The sequence below is a fragment of the Lysobacter sp. Soil_C_15 genome (assembly GCF_057657315.1).
Map to the genome: position 1 here is coordinate 539,211 of NZ_JBDGIR010000001.1, position 19,345 is coordinate 558,555.

Below are 19,345 nucleotides of genomic sequence, written 5' to 3' on the forward strand. Positions count from 1 at the left end.
CCGGACGGCGGAACTCAGCCGGCCGGCTGCGGCCAGGCCGGACCGAGACCGCCGACCGCCGCCGCGTCCGGTTGCGGTTGTTGCTGCAGGCCGTGCTCGGTCCAGGTCAGGCGCCGGCGCCGGGTCTGCGCGCGCAGGGCGCGATTGAAGGCGATGCTTTCGGCGCTGGCGTAGCCGCGCGGATGGTCCAGGTGGACCACGATCGCGCGATGGCGGATGCGGATGCCGCGCACGCCGGCGTTCTCCAGCCGTTCGCCGAATTCGCGGTCCTGGCCGCCGTAGCGCATGCGCTCGTCGAAGCCGTTGACGGCCAGGATGTCGCGCTTCCAGCCCGAGGCGCCGTGGCCGTTCCAGCTCGCCCGCGCCGGGCTGACCTGGTCCAGCAACCAGGCCAGCCGCGGCGGCGCCGTCAGCTTGAGATCGCGGCGCGTGGCCGGCATGCCGTGCGCGCGCAGCCAGCGCGCATCGAAGCAACGGCCGGCGGCGATGTCGTCGCCGTCGATGCGCCGGCTCGTCTCCATCGGCAGCTTGTGGTAGCCGCCGGACAGGAACCGGCCGGGGCGGCGCAGGCGCAGATGGGTGGCGACGAAATCGGCGCGCGGGATGCAATCGCCGTCGGTGAAGATCAGATAGTCGGCGGCGCTGGCCCGGATCGCCATGTTCAGCGCCTGGCATTTGCGGAAGCCCTGGTCGGGCTGCCACAGGTGCCGCAGCGGCATCGGCACCTGCGGCCGCAGGCGCTCGATGCACTCGCGGGTTTCCTCGCCGCTGCCGTCGTCGGCGACCAGGATCTCGAAATCGCGCCGGCTCTGCGCGGCGAAGCCCAGCAGCACCTTCTCCAGCCAGGCCGGCTGGTTGTAGGTGGTGAACACGACGCTGGCGGCGGGCGATGGGGTCATGGCGGCACGTCGTCACGGAAGCGGCGGCGGAGCAATCAAGCCGCAACGCGTCCGCGCCATCATGGTCTTGCGCGTCCCGCGGTTGCGGCGCGCCCACCTTGACCTGCGAATACGACGATGCCGTTACCGGACCATGCCAGTTCTCCGCGCCGCCCGACGCTGTCGGCGACGGTGATCGCCTGCGACGAAGCCGACCGGATCGGCGATTGCCTGGCCTCGCTGGCGTTCTGCGACGAGATCCTGGTGGTCGACTCGGGCTCGCGCGACGCCACGGCCGAGATCGCGCGCGGCTTCGGCGCACGGGTGCTGCACCGGCCGTTCGACGGTTTCCGCAGCCAGAAGCAGTACGCGGTCGAACAGGCCGCGCACGACTGGGTGCTGTGCGTGGACGCCGACGAGCGCATCGACGAGCGCCTGCGCGCGGCGATCGAGCGCGCCCGCGACGGCGGCTTCGCCGCGGCGGCCGGCTACCGCTTCGCCCGCCGCTCGGAGTACTTCGGCCGCTACCTGCGCCACGGCAACGCCTACCCCGACCGCAAGCTGCGCCTGTTCGACCGCCGCCGCGGCGGCTGGCGCGGCGACCGCGAAGTGCACGAAAGCGCCAGCGTCGACGGCGCGGTCGCGACCTTGCGCGGCGACCTGCTGCACCGCCCGTTCCGCTCGTTCGAGCACCAACTGGCCAAAGGCCGGCGCTACGCGCAGATGATGGCCGAGCACGACCACGCCCGCGGCAAACGCGCCTCGCTGGCGCGCCTGGTGCTGTCGCCGGCCTGGCGCTTCTGGCGCGGCTACCTGTTGCGCGGCGGCTTCCTCGACGGCTGGCCGGGGCTGGTCTACGCCTATGTCACCGCGTATACGGCGCGGCAGAAGACGATACGGCTGTGGTTGCTGGGGAAAGGCGAGAAGCGAGTGGAGAGGAGTGAGGAGTGAGCAAAGCGAGGGCGCACGTCAGGGCTGGACGTGCACGCAGAGCAGTGAGGGACTGCATCGCTTCTGCGTTCGCTCACTCCTCGCTCCTCACTCCTATCCACTCGTCCCTCTGCCCCCGCCCTTCACCCCGTCGGTCCCCAATAGCCCAGTTCGCGGCGGATCTGCAGGCCGCGCAGCAAGGCGGTGAACGGGCGCTTGCGCAGGCGGCCGAGACGGCCGGCGAGCAGGTCGTCGGTGGCGGCGATGACCCGCTGCGAGGAGCGGCCGTCGCGGTAAGGATGGATCTGCTCGGCGTAGGCGTCGATCGCCGCCTGCAGCGACGCGTCCGGCGCGAACGCGCGCGCCAGCTGCTCCGGCAACTGCGCCGGATCGGCGAAATCCAGCATGTGCGGCTTGGGCGCGCGGTTGCGGAAGGTCACCACCGGCTTGCGCTGGACCACGAACTCCGACACCACCGAGGTGGTGTCGGCGAGCAGCACGTCGGCGGCTCGCTGGGCCGCGACCAGTTGCTCGGTCTCGACGAAATGCGCGTTCGCGCCCTGCAGGGCGCGGTAGCGCTCGAACAGTGCCGGCGCGCACTTGGGATGCAGGGTCAGCAGCCAGTAGCGCTCGCCGGCGGCGACCTGCGCGGCGATCGCCTCGAGCAGGTGCGGCGCGGCGCTGAGCCGCTCGGTGAAGGTCGAGGCGAACATCGCCACCGGCCGGCCGCCGGCGCGCGCGCGCAGTTGCGCGGCGCTGCCGTCGTCGTCGCGGAACAGCGGATCGAGCTTGGGCCAGCCGGTCTCGACCACGGCGAAATGCCCGGCCTGCTCGGCCAGGGCGCGGAACGGCGCGGTGGTCGCCGGGCCCTGGGTGCAATACAGATCGAACAGGCCGCGCACGCGGAAGTGGCCGCGCGCGTCGTCGCGCTTTTCGACGTTGAAGCCATGGAACAACTGCACCTTGGCCCCGGCGATGAACGGCGGCACCCAGTTGGCGGCGCTGAACACCGCGCGCGGCTTCAGCGCCACCGCCGCGCGCAGGCCTTCGCGCCCCGGCGCCAGCCGCCGCACCGGCGCCGGCAGGGCCGAGCCGGCGGCGCCGTCGGCGAACCAGGCATGAGCGACGTGCCCCTGCGCGTGCAACGCCTCCGCCAGCGGCTGCAGGATCGGCAGGGCGTAGCGTTCGGTGGCGAAGAGCAGGTAATCGGACATGGCGGGCGGCGGCGGGAGCGAGGAGTGAGTTTAGAGGAGTGAGCAGTGAGCGGAAGGGCAAGGGCCCTGGCCGCACCTGCTTCCGCTCACTGCTCACTCCTCTCCACTCACTCCTGGCCGAGAGTATCCTGAGTCTCCCGCTGCCTCCCCGCCGGACCGCCGTCATCGACACGCCCTCGCCCGCCGCCGAACGTCCGCGCCTGTCGGCCTGCATCATCGCTTTCGACGAGGCCGACCGGATCGGCGACTGCATCGCCTCGCTGGCGTTCTGCGACGAGGTGCTGGTGGTGGATTCGCATTCGCGCGACGCCACTGCGGCGATCGCCCAGGCGGCCGGCGCGCGCGTGTTGCAGCGGGCCTTCGACGGCTTCCGCAGCCAGAAGCAGTTCGCGATCGAACAGGCCGCGCACGACTGGGTGCTGTGCCTGGACGCGGACGAGCGGGTCAGCGAGGAACTGCGCGCGGCGATCGAGGCGGCGCGCGCGCGCGGCTTCGCCGACGCCGCCGGTTATCGCTTCGCCCGCCTGTCGGATTATTTCGGCAGGTTCCTGCGCCACGGCAACGCCTACCCCGACCGGGTGCTGCGCCTGTTCGACCGCCGCCGCGGCGGCTGGCGCGGCAAGCGCGAGGTGCACGAAGCGGCCAGCGTCGACGGCGCGGTCGCGACCCTGCGCGGCGACCTGATCCACTACCCGTATCGCTCGCTGGAACAACAGCTGGCCAAGACCGAGCGCTACGCGCGGATGATGGCCGAGCACGACTACGCCCGCGGCAAGCGCGCGACCCTGGCCAAGCTGGTGCTGGCCCCGGCCTGGCGCTTCTGGCGCGGCTATCTGCTGCGCGGCGGCTTCCTCGACGGCTGGCACGGCCTGGTCTACGCCTACGTTCGCGCCAACTACGTGCGGCAGAAGACGGTGATGCTGTGGCTGCTGCAGAACGGGCAGCCGGTGACTACGCCGCGGCGGGATTGAGGCGGGCGCGGGATACGGCGCCAGACCGTGCGGCGCGGTCGCGACGTGCGCGGGTCCGGCAGGCGTATACGCGGCGCGACCGAGACATCGCGGTCGCGGCTTACCCCGCTCCTGCAGGAGCATGCGCGGCCGCGCGTCTCAGCGCAGGGCGTCGCAGTCTTCCTCGTCCGACTCGCGCAGGGCGAAGCCGTACAGCGCGCCGACCGCGATGGCGAAGAACGACGCGATCAGCTGGTGGGCGAACATCGACTGGGTCAGGCCGCAGGCCAGGTAGACCAGGATCAACACCAATCCGGCCAGGGCCGCGCTGCGCGCGCGCCCGGCCGCGCGTTCGCGCAACCGGCGCGCGAACAGCGCCAGCGGCACCAGGTAGATCGCCAGCACCGCCAGCAGGCCGGGCGCGCCCATGGTCGCGGCCCACTCGGCCAGGTCGCTGTGGGCATGGCCGAGCTTGCAGAAACCGATCCGCGGCGCCGGCGGCCGGCATTGCGGGGTCGCCAGCACCACCTCTTCGAAACGGCCCACGCCGATGCCGCTGAGCGGATGCTCGGCGAAGGTCTCGCCGGCCAGGCGCAGCAGGGTCAGGCGCGCGCCCAGCGAAGACTCGGCATCGCCTTCGCGCAGACGGTCGACGTCGGTGCGCAGCTCGTGCATGCGGGTCTGCTCGGCCAGCGGCGCGACCCACACCGCCGCCGCCGCGGCCAGCACCAGCGCCGCCAGCATCGCCCAGCTGAGCTTGCGCGCGCGGCCGCCGCTGACCAGCAGGCCGACCAGCAGGACCAGGGCCAGGCCCGGCCAGACCCCGCGGCTGCCGCTGAGCGCGATCGCGCCGACCCCGAGCGCGCAGGCGACGGTGGTCCACAACAGTTCGCCGGAGGGACGGCAGTAGACCGCGATCACCACCACGCCGATCAGCGCGTCGGCGAACACGATCGCGTTCGCGGTCCAGCCGGCGGCGCGGTCGGCGCCGCTGCCGACCTGGATCAGCGCGATCAGGAAACCGCCCGCCAGCCCCAGCAGCGCGCCGCGCCACAGCCAGCGCCGCGACGGCCGGTAGGCGTACACCATCAGGGCGAAGAACGGCAGGGTCAGCAGGCGCAGGCGGTTGTCGATTTCGCGCCAACGCACGTCGAACTGGAACTTGGACACCACCGCCACCGCGACCACGCCCAACACCAGCCACCACAGCAGCCGCAGCGATCCGCCCAGCTCGCGCCAGCCGGCGGCCAGGCGCCCGGGCGCCAGGACCAGGGCCAACAGGGCGAACGCGGTGAACGGCGACAGGCCCCAGGGCGTGGCGACCAGCAACGCCGGCAGGCACAGCAGGCCGGCTTCCAGCGCATGCCGGGCCCAGCGCTGGCGCGGCGACTCGCTGCCGGGCCAGGACACGGCGATCGGGCCGGACGTCACGCTCAATCCGGATCGTCTTCGTGCGGTCGCACCGCCGGCGCGGCCGGGCAGTTCGCGCGGGCGGCGTAGGGCACCAGCCACCACACGCGCCGGTTGGCGCGCCCGCCCAGTTCGATCCGGCTGCGGTCGACGCAGTCGGGCAACGCCGGCTCCTGCACCAGCAGCCAGCGCCGGTCGGGCGCCTGCTTCTGCCAGGCCAGGCCGTGCTCGAGCTGCTTGGCCCAGCCCATGACGAAGCCGAAGGTGGTGGTGTCGGAGCGGCTTTGCAGCAGGTTCTGCTCCTTCCACGCGACCAGGCCCAGCTCGGCCTGCGGGCCGATGCGCTGGGCGACGTTGACCATCACCCCGCGCGCCGACGAAGAATCGTTGAGCACCGGCGTGACCAGCAGGCCGTACAGCACCCACAGCCCGCACAGGGTCGAGGCCATGGCATGGATCGGCCGGCGTCGGCCGAACCAGAGCAGCGAAGCCAGGCCCCAGGCGCCGATCGCCAGGATCGCCGCCTCCAGCTGGCGGCCGCCGTCGGTGAAGCCGCGCTCGGCGATCAGCTTGGCCTCGAACTTGGGGTCGCCGAACCACATCGACAGGCCGACCCCGAGCAGGGCGAAGGTCAGCGCCGCGGCGAAGCCCAGGGCGATGCGCCGCGGCCACCGCTTGCGCACGATGCCCGGCAGCAGCGGCGCGAACATCAGGCAGGCCATCGGCAGCGCCGGCAGGATGTAGACGTCGCGCTTGCCGTGCGGAATCGAGAAGAACACGATCACCAGCGCCCACCAGGCCAGCGGCAGCAGGTAGCGCGGATCGATCCGGCGCAGGCGCCGGCGCCAGGCCGGCAGCGCCCACGGCAGCGCCAGCATCGGCGGCAGCCACATCGACAGCATCACCCCGAGGTGGTACCAGGCCGGCTGGTGGTGGTCCCAGGAATTGGAATAGCGCCCCGCGGTCTGGCGGAACAGGATGTCGTTGAGATAGGCGCGGTAGCTGGGATCGTCGTTGGACAGCGCGGTGGTCACCATCGGCACGATCCACAGCGACACCGCAACCACGAACGCCAGCGGGCCGAGCCAGAAACGCGGGTCGCCGATGCCGGCGCGCACCGGCATCGCGGTCCAGGCCAGCAGGCCGCCGCCGTCGCGCGCGCGCAGCGGCCGCAGCAACGCGGCCAGCGCGACCGGCGCCAGCATCAGCAGGGCGATCGCGCCCACGCCCTTGGTGATCGTGCCGATGCCGGCGGCGAACCAGCCCAGCGCCCACCAGCGCCAGTTCGGCCCGGTCAGCAGATGGCGCAGCAGGCCGTAGTTGGCGAAGGTGATCCAGAACACCACCGACGGGTCGATCTGCGCCTTCTTGGCCTGGTAGGCGAAGTGCAGGGTCAGCAGCAAAGCCCAGCCGGCGTAGTAGCCCACCTGGCGGGTCCACAGCCGGCGGCCCAGATCGACCACGCACCACAGCGTGCCCATCGCCGCCAACAGCGACGGCAGCAGGAAGGCGATGCGCCAGTTCCGGGTGATCAGGAACGAGACCGCCTCGGTCCACATGAACAGCGGCGGCTTGTCCGAGTACAGCTCGGTGCCGCGGTGCGGGAACAGCCACTGGCCGCTCTCGACCATCTGCTTGGCGACCAGGGCGAAACGCGGTTCGTCGGCGGGCCAGGGGTCGCGCAGGCCCAGCCCGGCCCCGAGGACAAGCCAGGCGACGATCCAGAACAGCCAGGCTTGCTGGGAGCGGAGGGTCTTGAACATGCGCGAATGATACGAGGCCGTTCAGGCCGGGTGGAGGGGGCATGGCCGCGACGCCCGGCCGCGGCCGGCGTCGACCGGGCGGCATTATCCAGGCCCGGGCTGAGGAATTCGTTACCGCAACGTCGGAATCGTGTCGCCGGCCGGCCATCGTCGGCCGGCCGGGGCCGATCCTCAGCCGGCGCGGCGCAGGCGGGCGTAGAAGAAACCGTCGCCGCCGTCTTCGCCGGGCAGGCGCTGGCGGCCGACCTCGTGATCGTGGCCGTAGCGCGCGTCCAGCGGCTCGACCCGCGCATCGGCGGTGCGCGCCAGGAACGCGCGCACCTGGCCTTCGTTCTCGTCGTGCAGGATCGAGCAGGTCGCGTACAGCAGGCTGCCGCCCGGCGCCAGGGTGGTCCACAGCGCATCGAGCAGGCGCGCCTGCACGGCGACCAGGGCGGCCAGGTCGGTTTCGCGCCGATGCAGGACCACGTCGGGCTGGCGGCGGACGATGCCGGTGGCCGAGCACGGCGCGTCGAGCACGATCGCGTCGAAGGCCAGGCCGTCCCACCACGCCGCCGGTTCGGCGGCGTCGGCGGCGCGCAGCACGGCGCGCTCGGACAGGCCGAGTCGTCGCAGCGTGTCCTCGACCCGGCGCAACCGCGCGGCATCGATGTCGAGCGCGGTCAGGCGCAGTTGCGGGTCGCGTTCGAGCAGGTGCGCGCTCTTGCCGCCGGGGGCAGCGCAGGCGTCGAGCACGCGCGCGCCGGGCGGCGGCGCCAGCGCGTCGGCGACCTGCTGCGCCGACAGGTCCTGGACCGAGACCAGGCCGTCGTCGAAACCGGGCAGCGCCGCGACCGGCAGCGCGTGTTGCAGACGCACCGCTTCGCCGGGGCCGGCGCTGGCCTCGACCCCGGCCTCGGCCAGGCGCGCGAGATAGGCGGCGGCGGTTTCGCGCTGCGCATTGACCCGCAGCCACATCGGCGGCGGCAGCGCGCTGGCGGCGAGGATTTCGGCGTACTGCTGCGGCCAATCGCGGCGCAGGCGTCCGCGCAACCAGCTCGGCCAGTGCGAATGGGTCGGATCCAGCGCCGGCAGGCCGTCGCGCTGGGCGCGGCGCAGCAGCGCGTTGACCAGGCCGGCCTGGTGCGGATGGCCGAGCGCGCGCGCGGCCTCGACCGTCGCCGCCAGCGCGGCGTGTTCGGGCAGGCGCAGCGGGTCGAGCTGGGCCAGGCCGACGTAGAGCAGGGCGCGCAGCTCGCCGTCGCGCGCCGACGGCGGCCGCGGCATCCAGGCTTCGAGGGTGCGCTCGTAGCGCAGCGGCTGGCGCAGCACGGCGAAGCAGATCGCCTCGACCAGGGCGCGGTCGCGCGGGTCGCGCAACGCCGGCAGGCTCAGCGCCAGCTCGGCCTTGAGCGAGCGGCCGCGGTGCAGCACCGCGTCGAGCACGCGCGCGGCCAGAGCACGGGTCTGCACGCCGCTGCCGGCGTCGGCCGGCGGCAGGTCGCGGGCGGCGCCGCGGGCGGGATGGCGCTCGGCCGCGGCCGGACGCGCGCGATCGGAGCGTTCGGAGGCGGAGCGCGGGCCGCGCTGCGATCCGGGACGCGAGGCGCCGGGGCGCGGCCGATCGCGTTCGGGCCCGCTGCGGCGCGGGCGTTCGTCGCGTTCGCCGACGGCGCGCGCAGGGCGCGCACGCGGGGCATCGCCGTCGCGGCGCGGCGCAACCTCGCGGCGGCCGGCATCGCGCCGCTCGGCGCCGAATTTGCCGCCTTCGCGCCGTTCGCCGCCGCGCCGGTCGGAGGCCGGTCTGTCGGAAGCCGGTCTGTCGGAAGCCGGCCTGTCGGAAGCCGGCCGGTAGGAGCCTGGCCGATCCGCAGCGCCCGCCCTCGTCGGCGCACGGGCCGGACGCCCGGCACGCGACGATTCGCCTTCCCCCGCCGCGCCGGCGCGGCGCGCCTTGGCATAAGGATCGGGCGAAGGCAGCGGCTTGAGCGCAGGCTTGGCGGCCGGCTTGGCCGCGGCGGCCGGTTCGTCGGCGAGCGAGGGGCGACGGCCGGGCGGGCGGCGCGGCGGCTTTTCCGGATCGTGGTCTTGGCTCATCGGCTCAGCGCCAGCAGGTCGCGACGACCGTTGAGGTAGTCGGCGGCGGTGATCGCCTTGCCGCCGTCGCGTTGCAGCACGCGGATGCGCAGGACGCCCTCGCCGCAGGCGATATCGATGCCGTCGCGGCCGGCGCCGAGCACCGTGCCGGGGGCGGCAGCATGGGCCTGCGCCAGCGCCGCCGCGCCGTGCACGCGCACGCGCTCGCCGGCGATCAGCGCATCGGCCATCGGCCAGGGATTGAACGCGCGCACCTTGTTCGCCAGCGCGATCGCCGGCCGATCCCAGTCCAGCCGCGCCTCGGCCTTGTCGAGCTTGTGCGCATAGGTCACGCCCTGCTCCGGTTGCGCCCACGGCCGCGGGAACAGTTCCGCGCGGGCCAGGCCGAGGCCGTCGCCGAGCACTTCCGCGCCGAGCTCGGCCAGGCGGTCGTGCAACTGCCCGCCGGTCTCGTTGTCGCCGATCGCCAGCTTGGCCGACAGCAGCACCGGGCCGGTGTCCAGGCCTTTCTCCATCTGCATCAAGCACACGCCGGTCTCGCGGTCGCCGGCTTCGATCGCGCGCTGGATCGGCGCCGCGCCGCGCCAGCGCGGCAGCAAGGAGGCATGCACGTTCCAGCAGCCGTAGGTCGGGATGTCGAGCACCGACTGCGGCAGGATCAGACCGTAGGCGACCACGATCATCAGGTCGGGCTTGAGCGCCGCCAGCGCTTCGCGCGAAACCCGGGACTTGAAGTTCTCCGGCTGCAGCACCGGAAACCCGCGCAGCAGCGCCTCGCGCTTGACCGGCGAAATCGCCAGCTCGCGCCCGCGCCCGGCCGGCCGGTCCGGCTGCGTGTACACGCCGACGATCTCGCCCTTGAGCGCCGCGGCGCGCAGGCAGGGAACGGCGAATTCGGGAGTACCGGCGAAGATCAGGCGCATGGGGCGGGAATGGGAAGTGGGGATCGGGGAATCGGAAAGGCGCTACGGCGGCTCGAACCTCGCCGCCAAGGCGCACGCGTCGCTAATGCAAAATCGATGGAACCGAAACGAAAAAGGGAACGGAGACCCGTCGCAACGCCAAGTCGCGACGCCGATTCCCCATTCCCTATTCCCGATTCCCGGCGGTTACGCCGACAAGCGCTTCTGCTTGGCCAGCTTCTTGCGCACCATCTCGCGCTTGAGCGGGGACAGGTAATCGACGAACAGCTTGCCGTCGAGGTGGTCCATTTCGTGCTGGATGCAGACCGCGAGCAGGCCGTCGGTGCTCAGCTCGAACGGCTGGCCGTCGCGGCCGATCGCCTGCACGGTGATTTCGTTGGCGCGGGTCACGTCGGCGAAGATGCCGGGCACCGACAGGCAGCCTTCCTGGTAGACCTGCTCGCCGGACTTGGCGACGATCTGCGGGTTGACGAACACCAGCGGCCGGCTCTTATCCTCCGACACGTCGATGACCATGAAGCGCTGGTGCACGTCGACCTGGCTCGCCGCCAGGCCGATGCCCGGGCACTCGTACATGGTCTCGAACATGCTGTCGAGCAGTTGCTGGAACTCGGGCTCGGTAACGCGCGCAGGGTCGACCGCAACGGCCTTGGTGCGCAGGCGCGGGTCGGGGAACTCGAGGATGGGAAGAAGGGCCATGGCGTCGAAAAATGGGGGCGTGGGTCACATACGCAAGCTTTGGTTGCATTGTACCCCCGTTATAGGCTGCAAAGGCCTGCTAACGTTACGCAGCTTCTGGGCTATAGTCCGGGTGCCCGCTTAGGGCACCCTGAAGGGGAATCAGGTAGATGGCCGCCATGTTTAAACCGATCCGCGCGGTTTTCGCCGCCGCGTTGCTGACTGTCGCCACGTACGCCATTGCGGCGGAACTGCGCGGCGACCACCCCGACACCTACGTGGTCAAGCGGGGCGACACCCTGTGGGATATCTCGGCCCGCTTCCTGAAGCGGCCGTGGCTGTGGCCGGAAATCTGGCAGGCCAACCCGCAGATCAAGAACCCGCACCTGATCTACCCGGGCGACGTGATCTCCCTGGCGTATCTGGACCGGGTCGCGGCCCAGGTCAAGCCGGGCCCGCGCCAGGAGGCCCCGATTAGCGGCATCCCGCTGTCGGAGATCGAGCCGTTCCTGAAGAACCTGCGCGTGGTCGACCAGTTCGAGCAGCTGCCCTACGTGGTCGGCCTGGAGGAAGACCGCCTGCGCGTCAGCCAGGGCCAGGTCGCCTACATCAAGAACCTGCCCGAGCAGAGCCCCGGCACCCGCTACGCCGTGGTCCGCCCGAGCCAGCGCTACACCCGCCTGGATCGCGTGGCCTGCTGCGACATCATGCGCGCCGCCGACCTCGATTTCCGCGGCAAGCGCACGGTCGACTTCGAAGCCATCTGGACCGACGTGGTGGTGCCGGACAAGGGCCGCGAGCTGCTCGGCTACGAGCTGGTCCAGGTCGCCACCGGCACCCTCAGCCGCGGCGCCGTGGGCGGCATGCAGGCCAGCACCCTGGTGGTCGACACCACCCACCGCGAGATCCGGGTCGGCGACCGCCTGATCCCAGTCGAAGCGCAGCCCTACGACCTGCAGTTCTTCCCGCATCCGCCCAAGGCCCAGTTCGACTACGGCCGGGCCCAGGTCCTGGCGGTGGCCGACCTGGTCAAGCACGGCGGCCCGCGCGACGTGATCGCGCTGTCGGTCGGCGCCCGCGACGGCATCGACAACGGCACCGTGTTCTCGACTTGGCGCGTCGGCAGCAGCGCTCCGGACCGGGTCAAGATCGGCGCCGACCGCGCCGAGGACCTGTTCGGCAAGCACTCGCGGGTGCGCCTGCCGGACGAGTTCGCCGGCCACGCGATGGTGTTCCGCACCTTCGACAAGGTCAGCTACGCCCTGATCATGGACGGCGTGCGCCCGACCAAGGTCGGCTACGAGCTCAAGCACCCCGACTCGCCGTACTGAGTCCGGACGCCCCGCGCACGGCGCGGGGTTTTCCGACAGCATCACGCGACGGCGCCTGCGGGCGCCGTCGTCGTTTGCGGGCTAGGCTGCCGCCCATGCCCATCGCCTCCCCCGACGACCCGCACGCGCTACTGCGCCTGATCGATGCCGCCGGCGCCAGCGCGCCGCGGCGCGCCCTGCTCGACGCCCATGGCGGCCCCGCCGCCGCGCTCGCCGCCGGGCCGCGCGCCTGGCAGGCGGCGCAACTGTCGCCGGCGCAGATCCAGCGCCTGCAGGCGCCGCCGTCGCCGGCGCTGGCTTACGCCCTGGACTGGCTGCAGGCGCCCGGCCACCACCTGCTCGGCTGGCACGAGGCGGACTACCCGGCGCTGCTGCGGCGCGCGCCCAGCCCGCCGCTGGCCCTGTTCGTCGCCGGCGAGCCCGGCCTGCTCTGGCACCCGGCGGTGGCCGTGGTCGGCAGCCGCTCGCCGACCCCGGGCGGGCGCGACAACGCCGCCGACTTCGCCCGCGCCCTGGCTCGCTCCGGGCTGGCGGTCAGCAGCGGCCTGGCGGCCGGCATCGACACCGCCGCCCACCGCGCCGCGCTGGAGGCCGGCGGCCTGACCGTGGCCGTGCTCGGCACCGGCCCGGACCTGGCCTACCCGCGCAGCAACGCCGAGCTGCGCGAGCGCATCGCCGCCGCGGGCGCGGTGGTCAGCGAGCATCTGCCCGGCACCCAGGCCCGGCCGGAGCATTTCCCCAGCCGCAACCGGATCCTGGCCGGACTCAGCCTGGCGACCCTGGTGATCGAGGCCGCCGAGCGCTCCGGCGCGCTGATCACCGCGCGCCTGGCGGCCGAGTCCGGGCGCGAGGTGTTCGCGGTGCCGGGCTCGATCCACAACCCGCTGGCGCGCGGCTGCCACCGCCTGATCCGCGAGGGCGCCGGGCTGGTCGAAAGCGCGGCCGAGGTCGCCGCCGCCCTGGCCCCGCTGGCGGCCGAGCTGGCGGCCGACTTGCGCCGGCGCCTGGCCGCCCCCATACCCGGTGGCCATGAAGCCGTCACGGACCGCGCGCAGGATCCCCGCGCGGTCGCCGCGGGTTCGGAATTCGCCGACCCCGACTACCAGCGCTTGTGGCAGGCCCTGGGCCACGACCCTACCGGTATGGATCTGCTGGTCCAGCGCACCGGATTGACGGCCGCGGAACTGTCCTCCATGCTGCTGGTCATGGAGCTTGAAGGTCGCGTGTCGGCCCAGCATGGCCGTTACTTCCGCAACCGCTGAATCCGTATCGGTGTTCCTGCCGGCGGGTCATACGGTGAATCAGCAACTCCTGTGAGACCCACCGCGCCGCATGCGGCGCAGGCCGAGGGAAATGAAAGAGAGCATCCTGGACGTCCTGCTGTACCTGTTCGAGCATTACTTCACCGACGATGCGGACCTGGTCCGCGACCGCGATTCGCTCCGCAGCGGCCCCCTGTTCGACGAACTGGGCCAGGCCGGTTTCAGCCCCGCCGAGATCAACAAAGCCATCGAATGGCTGGATGCGCTGGCCCAGCAACGGCCGAGCGTCAGCCAGCCGCGCGCGGGCGGCCCGACCCGGGTCTACTTCGGCCCCGAACTCGACAAGCTCGATGTCGAGTGCCGCGGCTTCCTGCTGTTCCTGGAACAACACGGCATCCTCGATGCCGCCCAGCGCGAGCTGGTGCTCGACCGCGCCATGGCCCTGGACCAGGACGAACTCGACCTGGACGACCTCAAGTGGGTGGTGCTGATGGTGCTGTTCAACCAGCCCGGTTCCGAGGCGGCCTACGCCTGGATGGAAACCCAGATGTTCGAGGACGAGCCCGAGCCGGTGCACTGAGCGCCGGCCCGCGCGGCCTCCCTGCTGCGGCGCGACCGCCTTCGCGGTGCGCCGTCGTGCTAGTTTCTTGCGTCCGTCGCGCGCCCGGGGAGGCGCCGACGCCGCCGATCGCGCCTCGGCCCGGCCCGCTTTGCGGCGTCGGGCTGGCTGCGCCGGCGACACGTCACCAAGGACCGTCGTCCGCCCGCATCCGCCCCGCCGGCGGCCCGCGGCGGCGATCACAAGCAGGGGGAAGGCAATGAGCAACTGGTACTACCACGACCCGGCCCAGGGTCGCGTCGGCCCGATCGACGCCGACGCCGTGCGCGGCCATTACCGCGCCGGCCGGATCCGCCGCGACACCCTGATGTGGCGCGAGGGGCTGCGCGAATGGCAGCCGCTGGAGCGCTTGTCGAGCGAACTCGGCCTGGACGAGGCCATGCTCGCGTCCAATCCGCCGCCGCTGCCGCCGGACCTGCCGCCGGAACTGCCCGCCCAGCTGCAGCCGATGGCCGGCGGCGACGCCCAGGCGCCCAGCGCCGGCCACGCCTACCGCGCCCAGGCCCACCAGGCCCCAGGTCCCGGCCCGTCCCCGGCGCGCCCGCGCCCGGCCGCGCCGCCGCCGCGCCGCGGCCTGTCCGGCTGTGCGATCGTGCTGATCGTGCTCGCCGCCCTGTCCATTCCGGTGATCGGCATCCTCGCCGCGATCGCCCTGCCGGCTTACCAGGACTACACCCAACGGGCCAAGATCAGCGAGGCCCTGCTGACCTCCAGCCAGCTCAAGATCCAGGTCGCCGAATACGTCGCCGCCCACGACGCCTGCCCCGACAACGCCAGCGAAGGCTTCAAGCCGGCCGCCGCCTACGCCGGCCCGCGCGTGGCCAAGGTCGAAATCGGCGAGTTCGAGGACAGCGACCGCTGCGGCATCCAGTTGGAACTGCGCGGGGTCGGCAACGACCAGATCGACGGCAAGAAACTGTGGCAGGAATACGACCGCAGCAGCGGCGCCTGGACCTGCGGTTCCGAGATCGCAGACCGCTTCCTGCCGGCCCAGTGCCGCGGCTGAGCCGCGCCCGCCCCGCCCCACCCCGACCGATGAGATCCGCGCAATGACCCAGTGGTATTACAGCGACGCCGACCGCAACCGACATGGACCGCTCGGCGCGGACGCCATGATCGAACGGCACCGGCGTGGCGAACTGGGCGCGGACACCCTGGTCTGGCGCGACGGCCTGACCCAGTGGCGGGCCTGGCGCGAGCTGGCCGGTGAGCTGATCGCCTCGCCCGGCTTCGCCGCGCCCGCCGCGCCGGCGCCGGCCGATCCGATCGCGGCCGCACTCGAAGCGCGCCTGGACGCGGCCGACGCCGCCGCGCCGGCCTCCCAGGCCGCAGCCGCGCAGACGGCCCGGACCGGCGCCGACGGCGGCTCGCCCTACGCCGCGCCGCGCGCCGGCGTCGACGAGATCGCCGAGGTCGTGCACGGCCACGAAGTGGTCGCGGTCGGCTTCTGGAAGCGCCTGGCCGCCTACCTGATCGACTCGATGCTGATCGGCATCGCCTACTACGCGGTCAGCATGTTCCTGACCGTGTTCGTGCTGGCGCTGGGCTTCGCCTCCGAGAAGTGGATGTCCAACCCGGAAGTGGCGATGGCGCTGATGGTCGGCGGGATCTACCTGGTCATGGGAGCGCTCAGCCTGGCCTACTACGTCGGCTTCGAGTCCTCGTCGATGCAGGCCACCCTGGGCAAGCGCGCGGTCGGGATCAAGACCGTCGACCTCGACGGCCGCCGCCTGAGCCGCGGCCGCGCCTTCGGCCGCTGGCTGGCCAGCTGGCTGTCGTATGCCACCTTCGGCGTGGGCTATCTGATGATCGCCTTCACCGACCGCAAGCGCGGCCTGCACGACCTGATCGCCAAGACCCAGGTGGTCGACCGCTGGGCCTACACCGCCCAGCCCGACCTGCAGCGCCGCGACCTGGGCCCGGTGGCGATCGTGGTCCTGGTCCTGGGCGGGCTGATGTGGCTGCTCACGATCGGCTTCGTCGCCGTGCTGGCGTTGCTGCCGATGCTGTCGCGCTGAGGGGGGCGGACTATTACCTGAACGGGCCCCGAGCCGTCACGCCTCCTTGAGCCGTTTCAGTGCCAAGGTATTGGCGGTTCCGGCAGGCCGGGCTTGACAGCCCCAGCCGCCGCATGATTCCACTAGAAAAAGGAAACCTGAACGCCCGCGGCCGGCAGCTGCGGGCGTCGCCTTCTTAACCCCTTGTCTGTCAAGGCAATCGTTGTCGTGCAGCGGCCGCCCCCGCGGTCCTGCGGAGTACCCATGGCCAAGAACCTCCTCATCGTCGAGTCGCCCGCCAAGGCCAAGACGATCAACAAGTACCTCGGCAAGGACTTCACCGTCCTGGCCTCCTACGGCCATGTCCGCGACCTGGTGCCCAAGGAAGGCGCGGTCGATCCGAACAACCACTTCGCGATGGACTATGCGGTCATCGAGAAGAACGAGAAGCACGTCGACGCCATCGCCAAGGCGGCCAAGAGCGCCGACAACCTCTACCTGGCGACCGACCCGGACCGCGAAGGCGAGGCGATCAGCTGGCACATCGCCGAGATCCTGCGCGAGCGCGGCCTGCTCGAGGACAAGCCGCTGCGCCGGGTGGTGTTCACCGAGATCACCCCGCGCGCGATCAAGGAAGCGATGAACCAGCCGCGCGACATCGCCGCGCCGCTGGTCGACGCCCAGCAGGCGCGCCGCGCGCTCGACTACCTGGTCGGCTTCAACCTCTCGCCGGTGCTGTGGCGCAAGGTCCAGCGCGGCCTGTCCGCCGGCCGCGTGCAGTCGCCGGCGCTGCGCATGATCGTCGAGCGCGAGGAGGAGATCGAAGCCTTCGTCGCTCGCGAGTACTGGACCGTCGAGGCCGAGTGCGCGCATCCCACCCAGGCCTTCACCGCCAAGCTGACCAAGCTGGACGGCAAGAAGTTCGAGCAGTTCACCATCACCAACGGCGCCGACGCCGAGGCCGCGCGCGCGCGCCTGGTCAAGGCCGCCGCCGGCGCGCTGCACGTCACCGACGTGGTCAGCAAGGAACGCAAGCGCCGCCCGGCGCCGCCGTTCACCACCTCGACCCTGCAGCAGGAGGCCGCGCGCAAGCTCGGCTTCACCACCCGCAAGACCATGCAGGTGGCGCAGAAGCTGTACGAAGGCGTGGCGATCGGCGACGAGGGCACGGTCGGCCTGATCACCTACATGCGTACCGACTCGGTCAACCTGTCGCAGGACGCGCTGGGCGAGATCCGCGACGTGATCGCCCGCGACTACGGCACCCGCGCGCTGCCGGACAAGCCCAACGCCTACACCACCAAGTCCAAGAACGCCCAGGAAGCGCACGAAGCGGTGCGCCCGACCTCGGCGCTGCGCACCCCCTCGCAGGTCTCGCGCTTCCTCAGCGACGACGAGCGCAAGCTCTACGAGCTGGTGTGGAAGCGCGCGGTCGCCTCGCAGATGGTGCCGGCCACGCTCAACACCGTCTCGGTCGACCTGGCCGCGGGCAGCGAGCACAGCTTCCGCGCCTCCGGCACCACCGTGGTCGATCCGGGCTTCCTGGCCGTGTACGAGGAAGGCAAGGACGCCAAGGGCGCCGACGACGACGACGAAGGCCGCAAGCTGCCGGCGATGAAGACCGGCGACCGCGTGCCGGTGGACCGCATCCACGCCGACCAGCACTTCACCCAGCCGCCGCCGCGCTTCACCGAAGCGGCCCTGGTCAAGGCGCTGGAGGAATACGGCATCGGCCGGCCCTCGACCTACGCCTCGATCATCCAGACCCTGCTGTTCCGCAAGTACGTCGACATGGAAGGCCGCAGCTTCCGTCCCAGCGACGTCGGCCGCGCGGTGTCCAAGTTCCTCAGCAGCCACTTCACCCGCTACGTCGACTACGACTTCACCGCCAAGATGGAGGACGAGCTCGACGCCGTCTCGCGCGGCGAGGAAGAGTGGGTGCCGCTGATGGAGAAGTTCTGGGGCCCGTTCAAGGAACTGGTCGAGGAGAAGACCGAATCGGTCGACCGCTCCGAGGCCACCGGCGCGCGCGAACTCGGCACCGATCCGAAGAGCGGCAAGCCGGTCAGCGTGCGCCTGGGCCGGTTCGGGCCCTACGCCCAGATCGGCGACAAGGACACCGACGAGAAGCTGGAGTTCGCCTCGCTGCGTCCCGGCCAGTCGATGCACACCATCACCCTGGAAGAGTCGCTGGAGCTGTTCAAGCTGCCGCGCAAGCTGGGCCTGAGCAACGACGAGGAAGTCAGCGTCGGCATCGGCCGGTTCGGCCCGTTCGCCAAGCGCGGCAGCACCTACGCGTCGCTGAAGAAGGAAGACGACCCCTACACCATCGACCTGGCGCGGGCGGTGTTCCTGATCGAAGAGAAGGAAGAGATCGCCCGCAACCGGATCATCAAGCAGTTCGACGGCAGCGACATCCAGGTCCTGAACGGCCGCTTCGGCCCCTACATCAGCGACGGCAAGCTCAACGGCCGCATCCCCAAGGACCGCGAGCCGGCCTCGCTGACCCTGGAGGAAGTGACCAAGCTGCTGGAAGAGACCGGCAAGCCGATGCGCGGCCGCTTCGGCAAGAAGACCGCGGCCAAGAAGGAGCCGGCCAAGAAGGCGGCGAAGAAGGCCGCCAAGACCGTAGCCGAACCGGCGGCGAAGAAGGCCCCCGCGAAGAAGGCCGCGGCCAAGAAAGCGCCGGCCAAGAAGGCGGCGAAGAAGACCGCGAGCAAGGCGGCCAAGAAGACCGTGGCCAAGAAGGCGGCCAAGTAAGCGGCATCGCGCCGCCGCCCGCTTCGCCGCGACGGCAGCTCGCTTCGCGGCAACGACAAAGAGCGGACTTCGGTCCGCTCTTTTCGTTTGCGCGCACGCCCTTTCCCGGCACGTCATCCCCGCGCAGACGGGATCCGGGGCGGCACCGCGCCCTCCCCTCGCCACTCCGGCTCGCCGCCGCATGGCGCGGAAGCTCTGGATGCCCGCCTGCGCGGGCATGACGGTAGGCGCGGCAGGCGCGGCGATCCGTCATGCGATGGGCGCGGACGCAGCACTTCCTCACGCCGTCATCCCCGCGAACGCGAGGATCCAGGACGGCGCCGCGACATGTCCTCGCCTCACCCGCCCATCGCGTCGCGCCGCATGCCCGGCATCGACCTGGCATGGCCCAGCAGCAGTGCTCCGCCAGCGACACCGCGTCGCAGTCCCGCCCTGGTGGCGTGACTGGGTTCGCGGTTACGCGCCGGTGCCGGCGACCGTGCGCCGGCGCATGCGCGCGCAGGCGACCGCCGACACAGATTCGCATCGGGAACGGCCTCTAGGATCGCCGCTTC

Annotated in this window: 15 protein-coding genes; 8 read left to right on the top strand and 7 right to left on the bottom strand. The window is 71.8% G+C overall.

The annotated features are described in order from the left end of the window. Nucleotides 1-14: 14 nt before the first annotated feature. Nucleotides 15-899, bottom strand: coding sequence for a glycosyltransferase family 2 protein (locus AC3A57_RS02285; protein WP_487577385.1), 885 nt, complete (start codon nt 897-899; stop codon nt 15-17). A gap of 117 nt (nt 900-1,016) precedes the next feature. Between AC3A57_RS02285 and AC3A57_RS02290 the strand changes: the two genes are divergently transcribed. Next, a complete protein-coding gene (locus tag AC3A57_RS02290) occupies nt 1,017-1,829 on the top strand; it encodes a glycosyltransferase family 2 protein (RefSeq protein ID WP_487577386.1) in 813 nt (270 codons plus the stop codon). A gap of 122 nt (nt 1,830-1,951) precedes the next feature. Here AC3A57_RS02290 and AC3A57_RS02295 read toward each other — a convergent pair whose 3' ends face one another. After that, complete coding sequence (locus tag AC3A57_RS02295) at nt 1,952-3,022, bottom strand: CDP-glycerol glycerophosphotransferase family protein (protein ID WP_487577387.1); 1,071 nt, start codon at nt 3,020-3,022, stop codon at nt 1,952-1,954. A gap of 164 nt (nt 3,023-3,186) precedes the next feature. Here AC3A57_RS02295 and AC3A57_RS02300 point away from each other — a divergent pair, with 164 nt between their 5' ends. After that, entirely contained in the window at nt 3,187-3,993 is an 807-nt protein-coding gene (locus tag AC3A57_RS02300) for a glycosyltransferase family 2 protein (protein WP_221673524.1), read from the top strand. A 138-nt stretch (nt 3,994-4,131) separates the two neighbouring features. On the opposite strand, the gene AC3A57_RS02305 is transcribed toward AC3A57_RS02300, so the two are convergent. The 5 genes from AC3A57_RS02305 to def all read right to left on the bottom strand — a co-directional run bounded on the left by AC3A57_RS02305 (nt 4,132) and on the right by def (nt 10,843). Then, nucleotides 4,132-5,403, bottom strand: a complete 1,272-nt coding sequence (locus AC3A57_RS02305) for an O-antigen ligase family protein (protein WP_487577388.1) — start codon at nt 5,401-5,403, stop codon at nt 4,132-4,134. Between the two features lie 2 nt (nt 5,404-5,405). Continuing rightward, entirely contained in the window at nt 5,406-7,145 is a 1,740-nt protein-coding gene (locus AC3A57_RS02310; RefSeq protein ID WP_487577389.1) for an ArnT family glycosyltransferase, read from the bottom strand. 171 nt (nt 7,146-7,316) lie between these two features. After that, complete coding sequence (gene rsmB / locus AC3A57_RS02315; RefSeq protein WP_487577707.1) at nt 7,317-8,624, bottom strand: 16S rRNA (cytosine(967)-C(5))-methyltransferase RsmB; 1,308 nt, start codon at nt 8,622-8,624, stop codon at nt 7,317-7,319. A gap of 593 nt (nt 8,625-9,217) precedes the next feature. Further along, nucleotides 9,218-10,144, bottom strand: a complete 927-nt coding sequence (fmt, locus tag AC3A57_RS02320; protein WP_487577390.1) for a methionyl-tRNA formyltransferase — start codon at nt 10,142-10,144, stop codon at nt 9,218-9,220. Nucleotides 10,145-10,330: 186 nt separating this feature from the next. Next, the gene (gene def / locus AC3A57_RS02325; protein WP_487577391.1) at nt 10,331-10,843 is read right to left on the bottom strand and encodes a peptide deformylase; all 513 of its coding nucleotides are present in this window, start codon (nt 10,841-10,843) and stop codon (nt 10,331-10,333) included. Between the two features lie 158 nt (nt 10,844-11,001). Between def and AC3A57_RS02330 the strand changes: the two genes are divergently transcribed. The 6 genes from AC3A57_RS02330 to AC3A57_RS02355 all read left to right on the top strand — a co-directional run bounded on the left by AC3A57_RS02330 (nt 11,002) and on the right by AC3A57_RS02355 (nt 18,791). After that, on the top strand, nt 11,002-12,153 hold the full coding sequence (locus AC3A57_RS02330; protein WP_487577392.1) for a LysM peptidoglycan-binding domain-containing protein: 1,152 nt from the start codon (nt 11,002-11,004) through the stop codon (nt 12,151-12,153). 95 nt (nt 12,154-12,248) lie between these two features. After that, complete coding sequence (dprA, locus tag AC3A57_RS02335) at nt 12,249-13,415, top strand: DNA-processing protein DprA (protein WP_487577393.1); 1,167 nt, start codon at nt 12,249-12,251, stop codon at nt 13,413-13,415. Nucleotides 13,416-13,506: 91 nt separating this feature from the next. Continuing rightward, nucleotides 13,507-13,995: a DUF494 family protein gene (locus AC3A57_RS02340; protein ID WP_064749151.1), complete on the top strand. Its 489-nt coding sequence runs from the start codon at nt 13,507-13,509 to the stop codon at nt 13,993-13,995. Nucleotides 13,996-14,233: 238 nt separating this feature from the next. Further along, a complete protein-coding gene (locus AC3A57_RS02345; RefSeq protein ID WP_487577394.1) occupies nt 14,234-15,040 on the top strand; it encodes a pilin in 807 nt (268 codons plus the stop codon). Between the two features lie 43 nt (nt 15,041-15,083). Further along, complete coding sequence (locus tag AC3A57_RS02350; protein WP_487577395.1) at nt 15,084-16,052, top strand: RDD family protein; 969 nt, start codon at nt 15,084-15,086, stop codon at nt 16,050-16,052. Nucleotides 16,053-16,295: 243 nt separating this feature from the next. Continuing rightward, nucleotides 16,296-18,791 carry a DNA topoisomerase I gene (locus AC3A57_RS02355; protein ID WP_487577396.1) on the top strand — a complete coding sequence of 832 codons (2,496 nt, stop codon included), beginning with the start codon at nt 16,296-16,298 and terminating at the stop codon, nt 18,789-18,791. The last annotated feature ends 554 nt before the right edge of the window (nt 18,792-19,345 follow it).

Excerpts from the sequence above, each read along its gene's own strand:
- AC3A57_RS02290 (WP_487577386.1), top strand. The coding sequence starts at position 1,017 with ATGCCGTTACCGGACCATGCCAGTTCTCCGCGCCGCCCGACGCTGTCG.
- AC3A57_RS02330 (WP_487577392.1), top strand. The coding sequence starts at position 11,002 with ATGTTTAAACCGATCCGCGCGGTTTTCGCCGCCGCGTTGCTGACTGTC.
- fmt (WP_487577390.1), bottom strand. The coding sequence starts at position 10,144 with ATGCGCCTGATCTTCGCCGGTACTCCCGAATTCGCCGTTCCCTGCCTG.
- AC3A57_RS02345 (WP_487577394.1), top strand. The coding sequence starts at position 14,234 with ATGAGCAACTGGTACTACCACGACCCGGCCCAGGGTCGCGTCGGCCCG.
- def (WP_487577391.1), bottom strand. The coding sequence starts at position 10,843 with ATGGCCCTTCTTCCCATCCTCGAGTTCCCCGACCCGCGCCTGCGCACC.
- AC3A57_RS02295 (WP_487577387.1), bottom strand. The coding sequence starts at position 3,022 with ATGTCCGATTACCTGCTCTTCGCCACCGAACGCTACGCCCTGCCGATC.
- AC3A57_RS02310 (WP_487577389.1), bottom strand. The coding sequence starts at position 7,145 with ATGTTCAAGACCCTCCGCTCCCAGCAAGCCTGGCTGTTCTGGATCGTC.
- dprA (WP_487577393.1), top strand. The coding sequence starts at position 12,249 with ATGCCCATCGCCTCCCCCGACGACCCGCACGCGCTACTGCGCCTGATC.
- AC3A57_RS02340 (WP_064749151.1), top strand. The coding sequence starts at position 13,507 with ATGAAAGAGAGCATCCTGGACGTCCTGCTGTACCTGTTCGAGCATTAC.
- AC3A57_RS02350 (WP_487577395.1), top strand. The coding sequence starts at position 15,084 with ATGACCCAGTGGTATTACAGCGACGCCGACCGCAACCGACATGGACCG.
- AC3A57_RS02355 (WP_487577396.1), top strand. The coding sequence starts at position 16,296 with ATGGCCAAGAACCTCCTCATCGTCGAGTCGCCCGCCAAGGCCAAGACG.
- AC3A57_RS02285 (WP_487577385.1), bottom strand. The coding sequence starts at position 899 with ATGACCCCATCGCCCGCCGCCAGCGTCGTGTTCACCACCTACAACCAG.